The organism is Bacillus mojavensis, from assembly GCF_012648005.1.
Classification (GTDB): domain Bacteria; phylum Bacillota; class Bacilli; order Bacillales; family Bacillaceae; genus Bacillus; species Bacillus mojavensis.
On the sequence record NZ_CP051464.1, the window covers coordinates 1,016,062 to 1,031,385 of the forward strand.

The window sequence follows — 15,324 nt, forward strand, 5'->3', positions numbered from 1 at the left end:
GAACGCATGTAAAAAGGCATAAAAAAAGAAGGAATCATCAATTATTCCTTCATTTTCAAAAGCTGCATAATCTCCTCTTTGTTTTTGACAAGGTCTCGCAGTGTGTATTTGTTTAGAACGGCAAGATAGGCCATAAGCGCTTCATTAAGCACGTGTTTTAAGCCGCACACCGGAGAAATAATACAGAGATTTCTATTCGCATCAAAACATTCAACAATATTAAAATCGTCTTCTGTTTTTCTGACGACCTCCCCGATATTAATGTCTTCAGGATCCATGCCTAAACGTATGCCGCCGCCTCGTCCGCGTATCGTTTCCACGTATCCGAGCTGACCGAGCCTATATATGACTTTCATGAGATGATTTTTTGAAATAGAATACGTTTCGGCGATCTGTTTTATATTTGAAAGTTCTCCGGGACGTTCTGCAGCCAGAAAAATCAAAACTCGTAATGAATAATCTGTATAATTTGTTAACTTCATATTAAGACCTCGGAATAAGACATTTTCTATATCTTATCACAATCTATTATAAAATGAAAAAAAAGGAATTTTCCTTTTAGTAGAAGCTGAGCACACGCTTTTTTTAGTGCATGTCATTCGGAGGATTTTGTTTTGAACGGTTTTTCGTAATCAACTTCATCTTTTGAATGAATGTTGGGTTCAATGACACATTCGGCAAACAGGTTAGTGTGCCTGGCACGTTTTTGTCAGGCAGAAATGTGACTTATCATCTTTTGTCAGGCGGGCTCATACATTATAGATAAGTCCAAGTAGGGGGGATTCGGTTGAACGCGGAGGAGAAAAAGGGATTACAGCGGGCGATTGAGGAAATTACTGAAGTAGCAAAAGGATTCGGCCTTGATTTCTATCCGATGAGGTATGAAATCTGCCCGGCTGAAATTATTTATACATTCGGCGCGTACGGGATGCCGACGAGATTCAGTCACTGGAGCTTCGGGAAACAGTTTCACAAAATGAAACTGCATTATGACCTTGGATTAAGCAAAATTTATGAGCTTGTCATTAACTCAGACCCATGCTACGCCTTTTTGCTGGACAGCAATTCACTGATTCAAAATAAATTGATTGTCGCCCACGTTCTCGCCCACTGTGACTTTTTCAAAAACAACTGCCGCTTCCAAAACACGAAGCGTGACATGGTGGAAAGCATGGCAGCCACGGCGGAGCGGATTAAGCATTATGAACGCATTCATGGAATACAGGAAGTAGAGGCCTTTTTAGACGCAATTCTTTCAATCCAGGAGCATATCGATCCGTCTTTGGTGCGTCCGAAGCTCCAGTGGAGTGTGGATGATGAGGAAGAAGAGTGTGAGGAAATGGCTACGCCGTACGATGATCTATGGAATTTAGATGAGAAGAAACCGAGAAAACAATTGAAAAAATCAAAAAAACCTTTCCCGCCTCGCCCCGAAAAAGATATTCTGCTTTTTATTGAGGAGCATTCAAGGGAACTTGAGCCGTGGCAGCGTGATATTTTGACGATGATGAGAGAAGAAATGCTTTATTTCTGGCCTCAGCTGGAAACGAAGATAATGAATGAAGGATGGGCTTCATACTGGCATCAAAGAATTATCCGGGAGCTTGATTTAACCTCTGATGAAGCGATAGAGTTCGCCAAGCTGAATGCCGGGGTTGTCCAGCCGTCAAAAACGGGAATCAACCCTTATTATTTGGGACTGAAGATTTTTGAAGATATTGAGGAACGGTATAACAATCCGACTGAGGAAATGAAGAAAATGGGCGTCAAGCCGAACGCGGGCCGGGAAAAAATGTTTGAAGTCAGAGAGATTGAATCAGATATCTCATTCATCCGCAATTATTTAACAAAAGATTTAGTGATGCGCGAGGACCTTTACTTGTTTCAAAAGCAGGGCAGAGACTACAAAATCGTCGATAAAGAGTGGGAGGCTGTGCGCGACCAGCTTGTGAGCATGCGGGTAAACGGTGGCTTTCCATATTTGACTGTAGACGATGGGGATTATTTGAAAAATAACGAGCTCTTAATTAAGCATTGGTATGAGGGCATAGAACTGGATTTGAAATACTTGGAGAAAGTGCTTCCTTATTTATACCAGCTGTGGGGAAGAAGCGTGCATATCGAATCCGTGCTGGAGGATAAGCAAGTGATGTTTTCGTATGACGGAAAAGGGGTTCACCGCAGGTATTTATAAGAAAAAAGGATGCAGCGATCTGCATCCTTTTTATTTTCCTGTTTTCAAAATCCTAAATATGATTTTTGCCTGGTCGGTATTGTTGATCAGTCCGCTGAATTTCTCTTTTCCGGGGCCGTACGCGTATACCGGCACTTCTTCACCGGTATGATCGGTACTGGTCCAGCCGCTGTTAGAGCGGGTGTTGAAAATCTTGATGATGGCTTTGTATGCGCCTTTGCTTTTGTCAGCTTGTGAAGCGGCTTCAACGCTTTTGATTTCTTCATGTGTAAAATCCAGATCTGTATAGCGGGCCAGCACATCTTTGACAGGTTTGCCTTCGCTGATTTTTTTGGCCATAAATTCAGGTGTTTTTTTCGCGGCCAAAATAGGCGCCGCATGCCAATTTTTTTCACCGTTTGCCCCAATGGTAAATCCGCCTGTCGTATGATCAGCAGCTGCTATCACCAGCGTATGTTTATCTTTTTTCGCGAATTCAATGGCAGCTTTATACGCCTGTTCAAAATCTCTTACCTCGCTCATGGCTCCGACAGGATCATTGTCATGAGCGGCCCAGTCAATTTGGCTGCCTTCGACCATCAAGAAAAATCCTTTTTTATTTTGATTCAGCCGGTCAATTGCTGAAACAGTCATATCTTTCAGGGATGGTGTTTTGCTGTCGCGGTCGAGCGCTTTATCAAGCCCTCCGTCTGCAAAAAGCCCGAGCACCTGCTGATCTTTATTTTTCTTCAGCGCTTGTTTTGTTGTCACATAGCTGTAGCCCGCTTGCTTAAATTCTTTCGTTAAATTTCTGTCCTTGCGGGTAAAGTAGGACTTTCCGCCGCCAAGCAAAACGTCAATTTTTTGTTTGCCTTTTATTTTATCATCGATATAGCTGTTGGCGATTTGGTTCATGTTTTTCCGGGATTCATTGTGGGCGCCGTATGCTGCGGGTGTGGCGTGGTTAATTTCAGAAGTTGCGACAAGCCCTGTTGACTTGCCTTGCTGTTTGGCTTCTTCAAGTATTGATTTTACTTTTTTTCCGTTTTTATCGACGCCAATTGCATTGTTATATGTCTTAACGCCTGTCGCTAATGCTGTTCCGGCAGCTGCTGAATCTGTAATATTATAGTCAGGGTCATCCGGATGCGTCATCATCATACCTGTCAGGTTCCGGTCAAATTCAGTTAACGTCGGGTTGTTCGGTGTTTCACCGTTATTTTTCAAGGAACGGTAGGCGTTTATGTATGATGCTCCCATGCCGTCACCAATCATCACAATGACATTTCTGATCTCATCTTTGTTTTGTTTTTTGGCGCTTGCTTTTTCGGTCTGCTGCAGCTCTGCACCGGCGAATATACCGGCTGTAAGCACGGAAACAGCTGCGACTGGCAGCAATTTTGATTTCATTTTTTGAAACAGGCTCATTTTCTTGCAGGCCTCCTTTAATTTGTTCTGCTTATTACGATAGGGAATGTTTGTAAAGTGCGGCAGTTGATCCTGTAAATATTCAGTAAAGGATTGTGATGAATATAAAATGGCTGTTCCGTTATCTTGCCTTTCTTTTATCAAAGCATTCATTATTTCCAGAAAAATCTTTACCACATGTTTGATGCGTGATATGGTTGTTTAAATAAAAAAACTGCGAATAAACGCAGTTTTTATCGAATGCTATCAGTCTCTCATTCTTCCGCTATGTTCTAAATACCTAAATCCCCTTCAATTATTTCCTAATTGTTGATAAAGCGCCCAAATAACATGACAAAAGCACTCGTTTTTTGTCACCTTTGAAACGAAAATGAAATATTTAATACCCTTAAAAACTTTTTTTGAAAACGAATAATTAAGAAATTTGTCACGTGAAGTCAAGACTATTTCTATTGGGAATACAACCTTATAATAGAAAACAAGATGATTAATTAAAAAAAGAGATAAACATAGATATACATATTTAGGGAGGAAAACATGAAAAAGCAAATCATTACAGCTACAACAGCGGTTGTTTTAGGATCGACTTTATTTGCAGGAGCGGCATCTGCACAAAGCGTCAAGGTAAAAAAAGGCGACACGTTATGGGATCTTTCAAGAAAATACGGCACGACAATAAGTAAAATTAAATCAGAAAACAAGCTTCATTCCGATATCATTTACGCAGGACAGACTTTATCCATTAACGGTAAATCGACAGCATCAAGTTCAAAAAGCAGTTCATCTTCTTCTACATACAAAGTAGTGAGCGGCGACAGCCTTTGGAAAATTTCTAAAAAATACGGCATGACAATCAATGAACTGAAAAAACTGAATGGCTTAAAATCAGATCTTCTCCGTATCGGACAAGTTCTGAAGGTGAAGGGCTCAAGCAGTTCAAGCAGTTCAAGCTCATCAAACGTGTCTACGTCTGCAACTTCTACATACAAAGTAGTGCGCGGCGACAGTCTATCTAAAATCGCGAAAAAATACGGTACAACGGTTAGCAAATTAAAGAGTCTCAATGGCTTAAAATCAGATTTAATCTATGTCGGACAAGTATTGAAGGTGAAAGGAACAGGTTCAAAAACTGTAACTTCATCTAAGCCTTCATCTAGCTCAAGCAGCAAAGTATCATCTACATCACTTAACGTAAGCAAACTGGTCTCTGATGCAAAAGCGCTAACTGGAACGCCGTACAAATGGGGCGGAACAACAACTTCCGGTTTTGACTGCAGCGGATTCATTTGGTACGTATTAAACAAACAAACAAGTGTGGCAAGAACGAGCACTGCCGGATATTGGAGCTCCATGAAGAGCATTGCCAGCCCGTCTGTCGGTGATTTCGTATTCTTTACAACATATAAATCCGGCCCTTCTCACATGGGGATTTACGTTGGAAACAACAGTTTCGTTCATGCAGGATCTGACGGCGTACAAATCAGCAGCCTGAACAACAGCTACTGGAAGCCTCGCTACCTCGGTGCGAAAAGATTCTAATTTTACAAAGTAACCCGTTCATAGAACGGGTTTTTTTCATTAGACGGAGCATCTTTGTTTTGGTTACATCTAAAAATGAAAATGTGATAAAAAGTCCAAAAACTTTTTTTCCTTCTTATTTTCATAAAGGGCGATTGCATAAGCACCGGCATAGGGCAGCTGCACAGAATGGTAAGGGATTCTGATCATCTGTTTCTCCTCTAATTCGCGCTTTACTGTAGATAAGGGGAGGAATGAAACGCCAAGTCCTTCTTTTATAAACCGTTTCGTTATATGGGTTTGTGTGACTTTCATTGTCCTCACAAATGGAAGGGTCACTCTGACTTGACGGAGTAAGTCGTCCCAGTAGTCAGGATGATTGTGGGTCAAAAGCAGGTACTGCTCAAGCACCTCTTTGGCATCAATTTCTTCGTCTGCTGTGAAGCGCCGATCAGGAGGCGCAACGAGGACGACTGGGTCCTTATATAAACAGTGGCATGTTAAAGAAGAAGACTGGACTTTTAAACAGCTCAGTCCGATATCCGCCTCGCCAGATTTAATCAGAGACGAGATTTCTGCCGATTCAAAAATCTTCACTGCAATTTCTGTTTCAGTATTCATTGATGTGTATCGTTTCATAACAGATGGAAGCACAGTATCGGCAATAAGCGGCGAAACCGCGAGCTGTAAGGTTTGAGAGTAGCCTTGTCTTACTCTGTGGAGCTCTGCCATGCTGTTTTCATAGTCATCAAGCAGCCTCAGAGCAAACGGCAAATAAGCCCTGCCTTCATCGGTTAACTGAATCTGTCTGCCTTTTCGCTCGAACAGCTTGCAGCTGATTTCTTTTTCTAATTGCTTGATATGTACAGTTACAGTGGGCTGAGATAAAAAAAGCGTTTCCGCTGTTTTTCTAAAGTTTTCATATTTCGCAGCGGTCACAAAGGTGTGAAGCCATTTGAAATCCATTTCCATTCTCCCTCTGATTAATATTTTTAATTAATTCCCTTTAAAATATTCAATATTTTTTAAATATTATATTTACTATAATAACAGAAAAGGATAGGGGGAATACAAATGGTACATTACGGATTAAAGGGAATTACATGTGTGGACACATCAATCAGCCATATTGACGGCGAAAAAGGGCGTCTTATCTACAGAGGGCATCATGCAAAAGACATCGCGCTGCAACACAGCTTTGAAGAAGCCGCTTACTTGATTTTATTTGGAAAACTGCCGGCATCAGATGAATTACGGATATTTGAAGAAAAGCTGATCGCGGAGCGAAACCTGCCTGACCGCATCGAAAATTTGATTCAGTCGCTGCCTAATAACATGGACGACATGTCGGTGCTGAGAACGGTTGTTTCAGCATTAGGGGAAAATACGTACACGTTTTATCCAAAAATAGAAGAAGCGATTCGGCTGATTGCCATCACGCCGTCTATTATCGCTTACAGAAAACGCTGGGTGCGCGGCGAGCAAGCTATTGAGCCATCTTCCCAGTACGGACATGTTGAAAACTATTATTATATGCTCACAGGTGAACAGCCTTCAGAAGCAAAAAAGAAAGCGCTTGAAACATATATGATTCTGGCCATGGAGCATGGCATGAACGCATCAACTTTTTCGGCACGGGTTACTTTGTCTACAGAGAGTGATTTGGTATCGGCCATTACCGCGGCGCTTGGCACGATGAAAGGCCCGCTTCATGGAGGGGCTCCTTCTGCTGTAACAAAAATGCTTGAAGACATTGGAGAAAAAGCGAATGCTGCAGCGTATTTGACAGCAAAGCTTGAAAAAGGAGAACGCCTGATGGGATTTGGGCACCGCGTGTATAAGACGAAAGATCCGCGGGCAGAAGCTTTGAGACAGAAAGCTGAAGAGGTTGCAGGCGATGACCGTGATTTGGATCTGGCGCTGCATGTGGAGGCAGAAGCGATCCGTTTGCTGGACATCTACAAACCGGGCCGCAAGCTGTACACAAACGTTGAATTTTATGCAGCTGCTGTCATGAAGGCGATTGATTTTGATGATGACTTGTTTACACCGACGTTTTCAGCAAGCCGAATGGTAGGCTGGTGCGCACATGTGCTGGAGCAAGCAGAAAACAACGTGATTTTCCGTCCGTCAGCTAAATATACAGGGGCTATTCCTGAAGAAGTACTTTCATAACATATTTTGCAGTTTATTCGCTTCTGTGATGTGGTAAACATTCAATATCATCATGTCTAGGAGTGATCAATATGAACCCAATGGACAGACAAACAGAAGGACAAGATCCGCAGCGGCAGGACCGACAGCCGGGGATTGAGTCTGAAATGAATCCTTTTCCTTTAACAGAAGACCGTGATTATAAAGGAAGCGGAAAACTGAAAGGAAAAGTCGCGATCATTACAGGAGGCGACAGCGGAATCGGGAGAGCGGCAGCAATTGCGTATGCAAAAGAAGGGGCAGACGTCTCCATTCTTTATCTGGACGAACATTCTGACGCGGAGGAAACGCGAAAACAAGTTGAACAGGAAAACGTCCGCTGCCTGCTGATTCCTGGGGATATCGGAGATGAGAAGCATTGTGAACAGGCTGTACAGCAAACCGTAGACCATTTTGGAAAGCTGGATATTTTGGTTAACAACGCTGCTGAACAGCACCCGCAGGACAGTATTCTTGATATTTCAACAGAACAGCTTGAAAAAACCTTCCGCACGAACATTTTTGCCATGTTTCATATGACAAAGAAAGCGTTGCCTCACTTGAAAGAAGGGAGCGCAATCATTAATACGACATCGATTACCGCTTATGAAGGAGATACCGCATTAATTGATTATTCCAGTACAAAGGGTGCAATTGTCTCCTTTACACGATCAATGAGCAAATCTCTTGTGGATAAAGGCATCAGAGTAAATGCGGTGGCGCCCGGTCCGATTTGGACACCGCTGATCCCGGCGACATTCCCGGAAGAAAAAGTGAAACAGCATGGACTTGACACGCCGATGGGCAGACCGGGACAGCCGATAGAGCATGCAGGTGTATACGTTTTGCTTGCATCTGATGAATCTTCCTATATGACGGGACAGACGATTCACGTGAATGGCGGCCGTTTTATTTCAACATAATGTACAAAAAACCAGCAGAAATGCTGGTTTTTTTTGCGCATGAAAATAGGGCAGTGCAGAAATTTGTCGAATTTTTTAAAAATTTAGTTTTCATTTTGGGATTTTTATATATAATATTGAGTAGGAGAAAGGAATGATTCATCACCAGTACAAATATAGTAGAAAAAAAGAAAAACGGTTATTGCTGCTCATGAATTCAGAAAATTCAAATAAAATATAAAGAAATCATCAGCTAGGAGTTGAAGGGGAATGAAAGGAAGCGTATTTAGGAAGAAAAGTATTCAGGATTTAATCGCTGCAACGAAAGGTGAAAAATCTTTAAAAAGAGAATTAGGGGCATTTGACTTAACACTGCTTGGGATTGGGGCCATTATAGGTACCGGGATATTTGTACTGACGGGGACAGGGGCAGTTACTGCCGGACCCGGACTGACCGTTTCATTTGTTGTCGCAGCGCTGGCTTGTTTATTCGCTGCATTGTCTTACGCTGAATTTGCTTCAAGTGTGCCTGTCTCAGGTTCGGTGTATACATTTACTTATGCTACAATGGGAGAACTTTTGGCCTTCATTATCGGGTGGGATTTAATTTTAGAGTATATGCTGGCGGTAAGTGCCGTTTCAGTCGGGTGGTCTGGGTATTTTCAATCATTTTTGTCCGGGCTTGGCATTCATCTTCCGGTGGCCTTAACGGCTGCTCCGGGGGCTGTAAAAGGAACCTTTACCATTTTTAATCTGCCTGCATTTGTCATTGTTCTTGCCATTACGTATTTGCTTTATTTAGGCATCAGAGAATCTAAAAGAGTCAACAACATTATGGTGATTTTAAAAGTACTGGTCGTTCTCTTATTTATTGCGGTGGCAGCTGTTTACGTGAAGCCGGATAACTGGCAGCCGTTTATGCCAATGGGTTTTGGCGGCGTATTCAGTGCAGCGGCACTCGTGTTCTTTGCTTTTATCGGATTTGACGCTGTATCCTCTGCCGCGGAAGAGACGAAAAACCCTGGGAAGGATCTGCCGAAAGGAATTATTTTCTCATTATTGGTTTGTACCATTTTATATGTTACTGTATCAGCCATCATGACAGGCGTTGTTCCATTTGCCCAGTTTGAAGGCATCGATCATCCGGTTTCTCTCGTTCTTCAAAGCGCGGGGCAAAACTGGGTGGCAGGCATTATCGATATCGGTGCGGTTTTGGGAATGACAACGGTTATGCTTGTGATGCTTTATGGACAGACACGTGTCATGTTTGCTATGTCTCGTGACGGCCTGGTTCCGGGATCGCTTTCTAAGGTTCATCCGAAGCATAAAACTCCTTATGTTGCGACTTGGTTTTTCGGCATAATGTCGGCGCTCCTCGGTTCACTTGTTCCGCTTGATGAGCTTGCCAAGCTGGTAAACATCGGAACGCTTTCAGCGTTTGTGCTGATTTCTGTCGCGGTTATTGTATTGAGAAAGAAACAGCCTGATCTTCCGAGAGCCTTTAAATGTCCGGGGGTTCCGGTTATCCCGGGCTTAGCAATTCTATTCTGCCTGTTCTTAATTTTAAATCTCGGCTGGGTGACGATTGTCCGCTTCCTTGTATGGCTGTTAATTGGCATGGCGATCTATTTCTTATATTCAAGAAAGCATTCAAAATTAAATCAATAACTCTCAAAGAAGAGAGCGGCTTACACTGGCCGCTCTCTTTTCTATTCTCATCAAATGAATTTATAGAAATCAGCATGAAAATAAGAGATAATATAGGCTGGAAAGGAAGTGACATCATTGTCTGAGCAAAAACCAGTCCAATGGGCTTCAAAAATCGGTTTCGTCATGGCTGCCGCTGGATCAGCAATCGGCTTAGGCGCGATTTGGAAGTTCCCTTATGTAGCGGGGACGAATGGAGGAGGCGCCTTTTTCCTTATTTTTGTGCTATTTACCATTCTCTTGGGCTATCCGCTTTTAGTGGGAGAATTTATCTTTGGAAGACGGAACCAAACGAATGCCATTGATGCATATAAAAAAGAAGCGCCGCGAACAGCTTGGTTTCTCACAGGATGGGTCGGTGTAGCGGCTTGTTTCTTAGTTTTATCGTTTTACAGTGTTATCGGAGGATGGATTTTACTATATATAGTGAAAACAGCATCGGGTTCACTGTCCGGTCTCACTCAGGAGCAGTACGGTGCACTTTTTGGCTCTGTTATTCAAAACCCTGTGCAGACGCTCGCGGCTCAGCTTATCTTTATGGTACTGACTGTGCTGGTTGTCGCCAGAGGGGTTCAAAAAGGGATTGAACGCGTAAGCGCGGTGATGATGCCGATTTTGTTTATATTGTTTGTCCTGCTTGTTCTTCGGTCGCTCACGCTGGATCATGCGATGGAAGGCGTGAAATTTTTGCTTGTGCCCCATTTCGGCGATTTGACCCCGGAGTCTGTTTTGTTTGCGCTGGGACAGGCTTTCTTTACGTTAACACTGGGGGTTTCGGTCATGGTGACCTACAGCTCCTATCTGCCGAAAACGCAAAATATCCCGCGTTCTGCAGCGTCCATTGTCGTTATGAATATCATTGTGACACTTTTGGCAGGTTTGGCTATTTTTCCTGCCGTTTTCTCCTTCGGATTGGAGCCGAATGAAGGTCCGACTTTGCTGTTTACAGTGCTTCCGGCCGTTTTTGAACAGCTTCCGTTCGGTATCCTGTTTTTCATCGGCTTTCTAGTCGCATTTTTATTTGCCGCACTGACCTCTGCCTTTTCGATGGTGGAAATGATTGTAGCTATTATCGGCAAAGGGGACGAAACGAAGAGGAAAAAGCTGTCATGGACAAGCGGGTTTTTGATCTTCTTAGTCGGTATCCCATCTTGCTTATCCTATGGCGTGCTGAGCGATGTGCGCATATTTGATAAGACGTTTTTTGACGTTGTCGATTTTACCGTCAGCAATGTTCTGCTGCCGTTAGGCGCCCTGTTAATTTCTATTTTCATTCCGCTGAAAATATCGAAACAGGACCTATGGGCAGAGATGAGACAAGGATCACATCCCGGGAAAGCATTCTTTTATATATGGTTTTATTTGCTCCGTTTCGTTGTGCCGCTGGCTATTATTATCGTGTTCTTAAATTTAATCGGGATTATATCCTTTTAGAAAAACAGGCTCCGCTGGGGCCTGTTTTTTTGTATATTATGATTTCATCAGCGGTTCCCAAGCGGTTTTCAGCTTTTTGATACCGAGCCGGATGTCCTCTTCAGAAAGCCCTCCATAACCGATTAAGACAGAAACAAACGGCGGCTGGCTCTTGTACGATGGAGATACCGGATAGACATTCACTCTGTTTTTGGCAGCGGCTTTTATCGCTTCATCCTCACTGGCTGAAAACATAAGCCGAAGGAGGATATGGAGCCCCGAGTTTTTTCCGAGAACCTCCACGCTGTCTCCCAGCTCAGTTCGTATCGCTTCGAGCAGAACAGCGTGTTTTTTTCGATATAAGGATCTCATCCTGTTCAAATGCTTTTGCCATTCTCCGTTTTCAATGAAATCTGCCAGTGCCAATTGATTATGGGAAGAGACTGTCTGTTTCATCAAAAGCGCATTTTTTCTTACGGGTTCAATAAGTGGAGCAGGAAGAATCATAAAGCTGATCCGCAAGGAAGGGAGCAATGATTTTGAAAAAGTGCCGAGATAAATGACCCTGCCATTCGGGTCAAGGCCTTGCAGCGATGGAATGGGCTGCCCGCTGAAGCGAAATTCTCCATCATAATCATCCTCAATAATAAATGAATTTGCCTCTTTTGCCCAAGACAACAGCTCCTGTCTTCGGGCGATCGTCATTATGGTCCCGAGCGGGAATTGATGCGAGGGAGTCGTATAGACGAGATGCGGGCTCTCGTGTGTAAGGCTAGCCGGCAGGACTCCTTCTTCATCTGTGCAAATGGGAATCACGTTCATGTGATTGGCCTCAAACATTCGTCTTGAACGGTGAAATCCCGGTTCTTCAAAACCGATTTTTGTTCCCGGCTGAAGCGTAAGGCAAAGAATTTGCAGAAGGACGGTAGTGCCTGCTCCAATGATAATTTGGCTGGGATCACAATTGACACCGCGTGACAGTCTGACAAATCGGGCTATCATTTCTCTGAGTGCAGGTTCTCCTTGAGGATCGCCTGAGGTGTGAAGTTGTTCAGAATACCGATCCAGACTTTTCACCATGCTTTTTCGCCACGCGTTAAAGGGAAAGTGGAGCAGATCGACATTTCCTTGATGAAAGTTAATAACAGATTCTACTTCTTTATGAGTGACCGGCTGCGGAGGCGGTTGATATGGTATTGGAGCATCCGGAAACTCAGGTTCAATGTCTGCTGCAAACCAGCCGATTTTAGGCTTGCTTTTGACATATCCTTCAGCAGTTAATTGCTCGTAGGCGCGTTCTACCGTTGCCGTGCTGACACCGAGCAAGCCGGAGAGCCTGCGTTTTGACGGAAGCCTCATTCCTTTGGTGATTCTGGCATGTGACATTTCTTGTTTGAAATAGGTGTAAAGCTGTTCATACAGAGGTGTTTTGCTTGTTTTGTCCAGAAACGGCGTGATATCCATTTTATCTCTCCTTGCATCTGGCGTGGTCATTTTTTCTAGTTTTGGCTATTTGGCGAATGCCATAAATCGGATATCATCATTGTAACGAATGGAGAGGGGATTGATAAGATGCTTCATATCAAACAATTAACGACTAGAGAAGAGTGGATGGATGCATATCCGGTGATGCACGAATTAAGAACAGAGCTGGATGAAGAGACGTATTTACATAGGCTGGAGCGCTGTGTCCAAAAAGAGTCGTATATGCTGTTTGCCTTATATGAGGATAAAGCGATCAGGGCACTGTGCGGCGCGCTGCCAAGGGTTTCGCTTCATCAAGGAGAGTACGTATGGATAGCGGATCTTGTCACAAGCGGGCCTTACAGGTCTAAGGGGTACGGCAAACTTCTTTTGGATTATGCGGCAAACTGGGCAAGAGATGCAGGCTACAGTTCTGTCAGTCTTTCATCAGGTCTTCAGCGCAAAGACGCCCACAGATTTTATACGGATAAAATGGGATTTACGATTGAAAGCTATTTATTCAGAAAACAGCTGTCATAAAAAAAGACGCCGTTTCAGGCGTCTTTTTTCTAAAAGCCAAACTGTAAGTTGGTATCCACAGACACAATAGTATACACACAGATAATCACAAAGAGATTAAGGACAACGCCGAGCAGGCCGGGACCCGTGCGTCCTCTTTTGATGAATAGCTCAATAATGCCAAACGGAACGGCGGCCATGGCAAACGGCAGCATTTGATAAGAATAAGAGGTCACATTGCTGATAATCGCTAAATTAAGCAAGAGCAAAGACAGAATCGCTGTCCCGACAGATATCCAGCCAAATACATTATGTTCTTTAAAAATTCTTACCAATTCCATAATTCCACCTCGCCGACATTTGCTGATTTTACTGATTTGTTTTTCAGCATGCGCTGGATTTCCTTGGTCGGTCCTGTAACGACAGAGCCGTATACATTAACACCATTTTTCTCTACATAATCCAAGCGGGAATCTACTTTTAAGTCTTTTCGTTTTGAAATGACCTGCGCCCATTTTTCGTGCTTCGATATGTAAGTTAAAGCATCGATAAATTGGTCGCCGTTTGACTTCCCTTTTGTATTAAGCGCAGCCAGGAACTTTGAGTCTTTCCCTGGGTAGCCAAGCGGCTCTGCGTAAGCGGTATCCTTTGTATTGTTCTCTGTTTCAATCGCGTTCCACAAAAAGCTTACATCATAACCTCTGAATTTTTGATACACTTCTTTTGTCGGATATGCCCGGTCATAAGAAAGGTAGACCTCGGAAACAGTCCCTTCAGGCAAAGCTTTTAATGTTTTTTCCGCTTTTGCGGTTGTTTGTTCAGATCCGCTTGATGGGTGTGTAAAGTAATGGCCGCCTTTATGGATTTCTAAGTCATAGTAGTTGACGACCGGCGCTTTCACTCTGTCATAAAACATTTCCACCCGTTCATTCCCCACGGCAGCTGTTTTCGTGCCAATCTGTTTTTGCAGCGGGAATTCTGTATTCATGCCAAACAGCTTCACCTGGCTCTTCAGTCCAGAAGTATCGACAAGAACATTTGGCATAGTCAGGGCTACAGTGACTGCGGCAGTTTCCATAAATTCATTGCCGGTGCTGTGTTTTCCTCCCATTCCGTAGTAGAGGTAGCTTCCCAGCGTACATAGCGGCAAAATCATTAATGTCGATATGACGGCAAGAGCGGAAATACGCAAATAAGACTTCCGTTTGCCGTAGGCCAGAATGGCTTTTTGTTTTTCAGGACTGATGTCGACATCCCAATCATGATCGTCTGGCAGCTCACTATCAATCAGTTCCTGATACACTTCGAGCTTCTCAAGTTCCTCTTCAAACGCGGTCATTTCCTGATCGCTCATTTCACCGTTTTTATATTGATCAAAACGCTTTTTAAATTCTTCATTCATCATTAACACCTCTATTATAAAGTGCTTTCAGCCGCTGTCTGGCACGAAACAAAACACTTTTAAAATTCGCCTCTGAAATATTCATAATATGGGATGCTTCTTTGTAATTTAATTCTTTTAAATAATATAGTGTTAACGCCTCCCGATAGTTATCGGGGAGCTCGGACATATAACCAGTCAGCACTTCCTTTATCTCTACCTGGTGGGCAGGGCTCTGAACAGCAGTTTGAAAGAGGCTTCCAATCAAATCATCTGAAATGGTGACTTCTTTCTTATGCTTTCTGACGTAATCAATGAAGGCGTTCCGCGCCACTTGAAAAAGCCAGGGCTTTACTTTGCTGTGATCATAGGAGTGAATGTGTATGTATGCCCGCATAAAGGTTTCCTGCAGCAAGTCTTCGGCAAGATGCTTGTCTTTTGTCATGGAGAGCAGGAACCTATAAACATCATTCATGTACATTTGGTAAATTTCATCGATCGTCACTGCCTTTTCTCCCCTCTATGTTATACACGCATAAGAAAGGTTTAAAGTTGCACATTACATGCAAACGGCTTTTTAATACGTAATCAAACACCATTACTCTATAGTACAAAAAATCTGCCCT

The 15,324-nt window shown here is 43.3% G+C and carries 14 protein-coding genes; 7 read left to right on the forward strand and 7 right to left on the reverse strand.

What is annotated here, in order from left to right; genetic code table 11:
• Positions 1 to 41 precede the first annotated feature (41 nt).
• On the reverse strand, positions 42 to 482 hold the full coding sequence (nsrR, locus tag HC660_RS05230; RefSeq protein WP_010333538.1) for a nitric oxide-sensing transcriptional repressor NsrR: 441 nt from the start codon (positions 480 to 482) through the stop codon (positions 42 to 44).
• A gap of 305 nt (positions 483 to 787) precedes the next feature.
• Here nsrR and spoVR point away from each other — a divergent pair, with 305 nt between their 5' ends.
• Positions 788 to 2,194 (forward strand): stage V sporulation protein SpoVR, encoded by a 1,407-nt coding sequence (spoVR, locus tag HC660_RS05235; RefSeq protein ID WP_029441196.1) that lies wholly within the window; start codon positions 788 to 790, stop codon positions 2,192 to 2,194.
• Positions 2,195 to 2,224: 30 nt separating this feature from the next.
• Here spoVR and HC660_RS05240 read toward each other — a convergent pair whose 3' ends face one another.
• Positions 2,225 to 3,601, reverse strand: coding sequence for an alkaline phosphatase PhoA (locus HC660_RS05240; protein WP_168747294.1), 1,377 nt, complete (start codon positions 3,599 to 3,601; stop codon positions 2,225 to 2,227).
• Positions 3,602 to 4,138: 537 nt separating this feature from the next.
• Here HC660_RS05240 and lytE point away from each other — a divergent pair.
• A complete protein-coding gene (gene lytE / locus HC660_RS05245) occupies positions 4,139 to 5,140 on the forward strand; it encodes a peptidoglycan endopeptidase LytE (protein WP_168747295.1) in 1,002 nt (333 codons plus the stop codon).
• 69 nt (positions 5,141 to 5,209) lie between these two features.
• Here the strand turns inward: lytE and citR are convergent, their stop codons facing one another.
• The gene (gene citR / locus HC660_RS05250; protein WP_168747296.1) at positions 5,210 to 6,085 is read right to left on the reverse strand and encodes a transcriptional regulator CitR; all 876 of its coding nucleotides are present in this window, start codon (positions 6,083 to 6,085) and stop codon (positions 5,210 to 5,212) included.
• Positions 6,086 to 6,193: 108 nt separating this feature from the next.
• Here citR and citA point away from each other — a divergent pair, with 108 nt between their 5' ends.
• From citA to HC660_RS05270, 4 genes are all read left to right on the forward strand, one after another.
• Positions 6,194 to 7,294 carry a citrate synthase CitA gene (citA, locus tag HC660_RS05255; RefSeq protein ID WP_168747297.1) on the forward strand — a complete coding sequence of 367 codons (1,101 nt, stop codon included), beginning with the start codon at positions 6,194 to 6,196 and terminating at the stop codon, positions 7,292 to 7,294.
• 71 nt (positions 7,295 to 7,365) lie between these two features.
• Positions 7,366 to 8,235 carry an SDR family oxidoreductase gene (locus HC660_RS05260; protein ID WP_168747298.1) on the forward strand — a complete coding sequence of 290 codons (870 nt, stop codon included), beginning with the start codon at positions 7,366 to 7,368 and terminating at the stop codon, positions 8,233 to 8,235.
• 249 nt (positions 8,236 to 8,484) lie between these two features.
• Positions 8,485 to 9,882, forward strand: a complete 1,398-nt coding sequence (gene bcaP, locus HC660_RS05265; RefSeq protein WP_168747299.1) for a branched-chain amino acid transporter BcaP — start codon at positions 8,485 to 8,487, stop codon at positions 9,880 to 9,882.
• A gap of 117 nt (positions 9,883 to 9,999) precedes the next feature.
• Positions 10,000 to 11,355, forward strand: a complete 1,356-nt coding sequence (locus HC660_RS05270) for a sodium-dependent transporter (RefSeq protein ID WP_010333544.1) — start codon at positions 10,000 to 10,002, stop codon at positions 11,353 to 11,355.
• A 36-nt stretch (positions 11,356 to 11,391) separates the two neighbouring features.
• On the opposite strand, the gene pdxR is transcribed toward HC660_RS05270, so the two are convergent.
• Positions 11,392 to 12,798: a MocR-like pyridoxine biosynthesis transcription factor PdxR gene (gene pdxR, locus HC660_RS05275; RefSeq protein WP_168747300.1), complete on the reverse strand. Its 1,407-nt coding sequence runs from the start codon at positions 12,796 to 12,798 to the stop codon at positions 11,392 to 11,394.
• A gap of 108 nt (positions 12,799 to 12,906) precedes the next feature.
• On the opposite strand from pdxR, the gene HC660_RS05280 reads away from it, so the two are divergent.
• The gene (locus HC660_RS05280) at positions 12,907 to 13,338 is read left to right on the forward strand and encodes a GNAT family N-acetyltransferase (protein WP_168747301.1); all 432 of its coding nucleotides are present in this window, start codon (positions 12,907 to 12,909) and stop codon (positions 13,336 to 13,338) included.
• A 29-nt stretch (positions 13,339 to 13,367) separates the two neighbouring features.
• Here HC660_RS05280 and HC660_RS05285 read toward each other — a convergent pair whose 3' ends face one another.
• The 3 genes from HC660_RS05285 to sigM are packed head-to-tail and all read right to left on the reverse strand — an operon-like array spanning position 13,368 to position 15,203.
• Positions 13,368 to 13,658 carry a hypothetical protein gene (locus tag HC660_RS05285; protein WP_010333547.1) on the reverse strand — a complete coding sequence of 97 codons (291 nt, stop codon included), beginning with the start codon at positions 13,656 to 13,658 and terminating at the stop codon, positions 13,368 to 13,370.
• Positions 13,646 to 14,722, reverse strand: a complete 1,077-nt coding sequence (locus HC660_RS05290; RefSeq protein ID WP_168747302.1) for an anti-sigma factor — start codon at positions 14,720 to 14,722, stop codon at positions 13,646 to 13,648. The genes HC660_RS05285 and HC660_RS05290 overlap by 13 nt, the downstream gene beginning before the upstream one ends.
• Positions 14,712 to 15,203 (reverse strand): RNA polymerase sigma factor SigM, encoded by a 492-nt coding sequence (gene sigM, locus HC660_RS05295; protein WP_024120735.1) that lies wholly within the window; start codon positions 15,201 to 15,203, stop codon positions 14,712 to 14,714. The genes HC660_RS05290 and sigM overlap by 11 nt, the downstream gene beginning before the upstream one ends.
• Positions 15,204 to 15,324 lie beyond the last annotated feature (121 nt).

What these genes read in the sequence shown, in the direction of transcription:
- nsrR (WP_010333538.1), bottom strand. Translation starts at nt 482, where the DNA reads ATGAAGTTAACAAATTATACAGATTATTCATTACGAGTTTTGATTTTT.
- HC660_RS05240 (WP_168747294.1), bottom strand. Translation starts at nt 3,601, where the DNA reads ATGAGCCTGTTTCAAAAAATGAAATCAAAATTGCTGCCAGTCGCAGCT.
- lytE (WP_168747295.1), top strand. Translation starts at nt 4,139, where the DNA reads ATGAAAAAGCAAATCATTACAGCTACAACAGCGGTTGTTTTAGGATCG.
- citR (WP_168747296.1), bottom strand. Translation starts at nt 6,085, where the DNA reads ATGGATTTCAAATGGCTTCACACCTTTGTGACCGCTGCGAAATATGAA.
- citA (WP_168747297.1), top strand. Translation starts at nt 6,194, where the DNA reads ATGGTACATTACGGATTAAAGGGAATTACATGTGTGGACACATCAATC.
- HC660_RS05260 (WP_168747298.1), top strand. Translation starts at nt 7,366, where the DNA reads ATGAACCCAATGGACAGACAAACAGAAGGACAAGATCCGCAGCGGCAG.
- bcaP (WP_168747299.1), top strand. Translation starts at nt 8,485, where the DNA reads ATGAAAGGAAGCGTATTTAGGAAGAAAAGTATTCAGGATTTAATCGCT.
- pdxR (WP_168747300.1), bottom strand. Translation starts at nt 12,798, where the DNA reads ATGGATATCACGCCGTTTCTGGACAAAACAAGCAAAACACCTCTGTAT.
- HC660_RS05280 (WP_168747301.1), top strand. Translation starts at nt 12,907, where the DNA reads ATGCTTCATATCAAACAATTAACGACTAGAGAAGAGTGGATGGATGCA.
- HC660_RS05285 (WP_010333547.1), bottom strand. Translation starts at nt 13,658, where the DNA reads ATGGAATTGGTAAGAATTTTTAAAGAACATAATGTATTTGGCTGGATA.
- HC660_RS05290 (WP_168747302.1), bottom strand. Translation starts at nt 14,722, where the DNA reads ATGATGAATGAAGAATTTAAAAAGCGTTTTGATCAATATAAAAACGGT.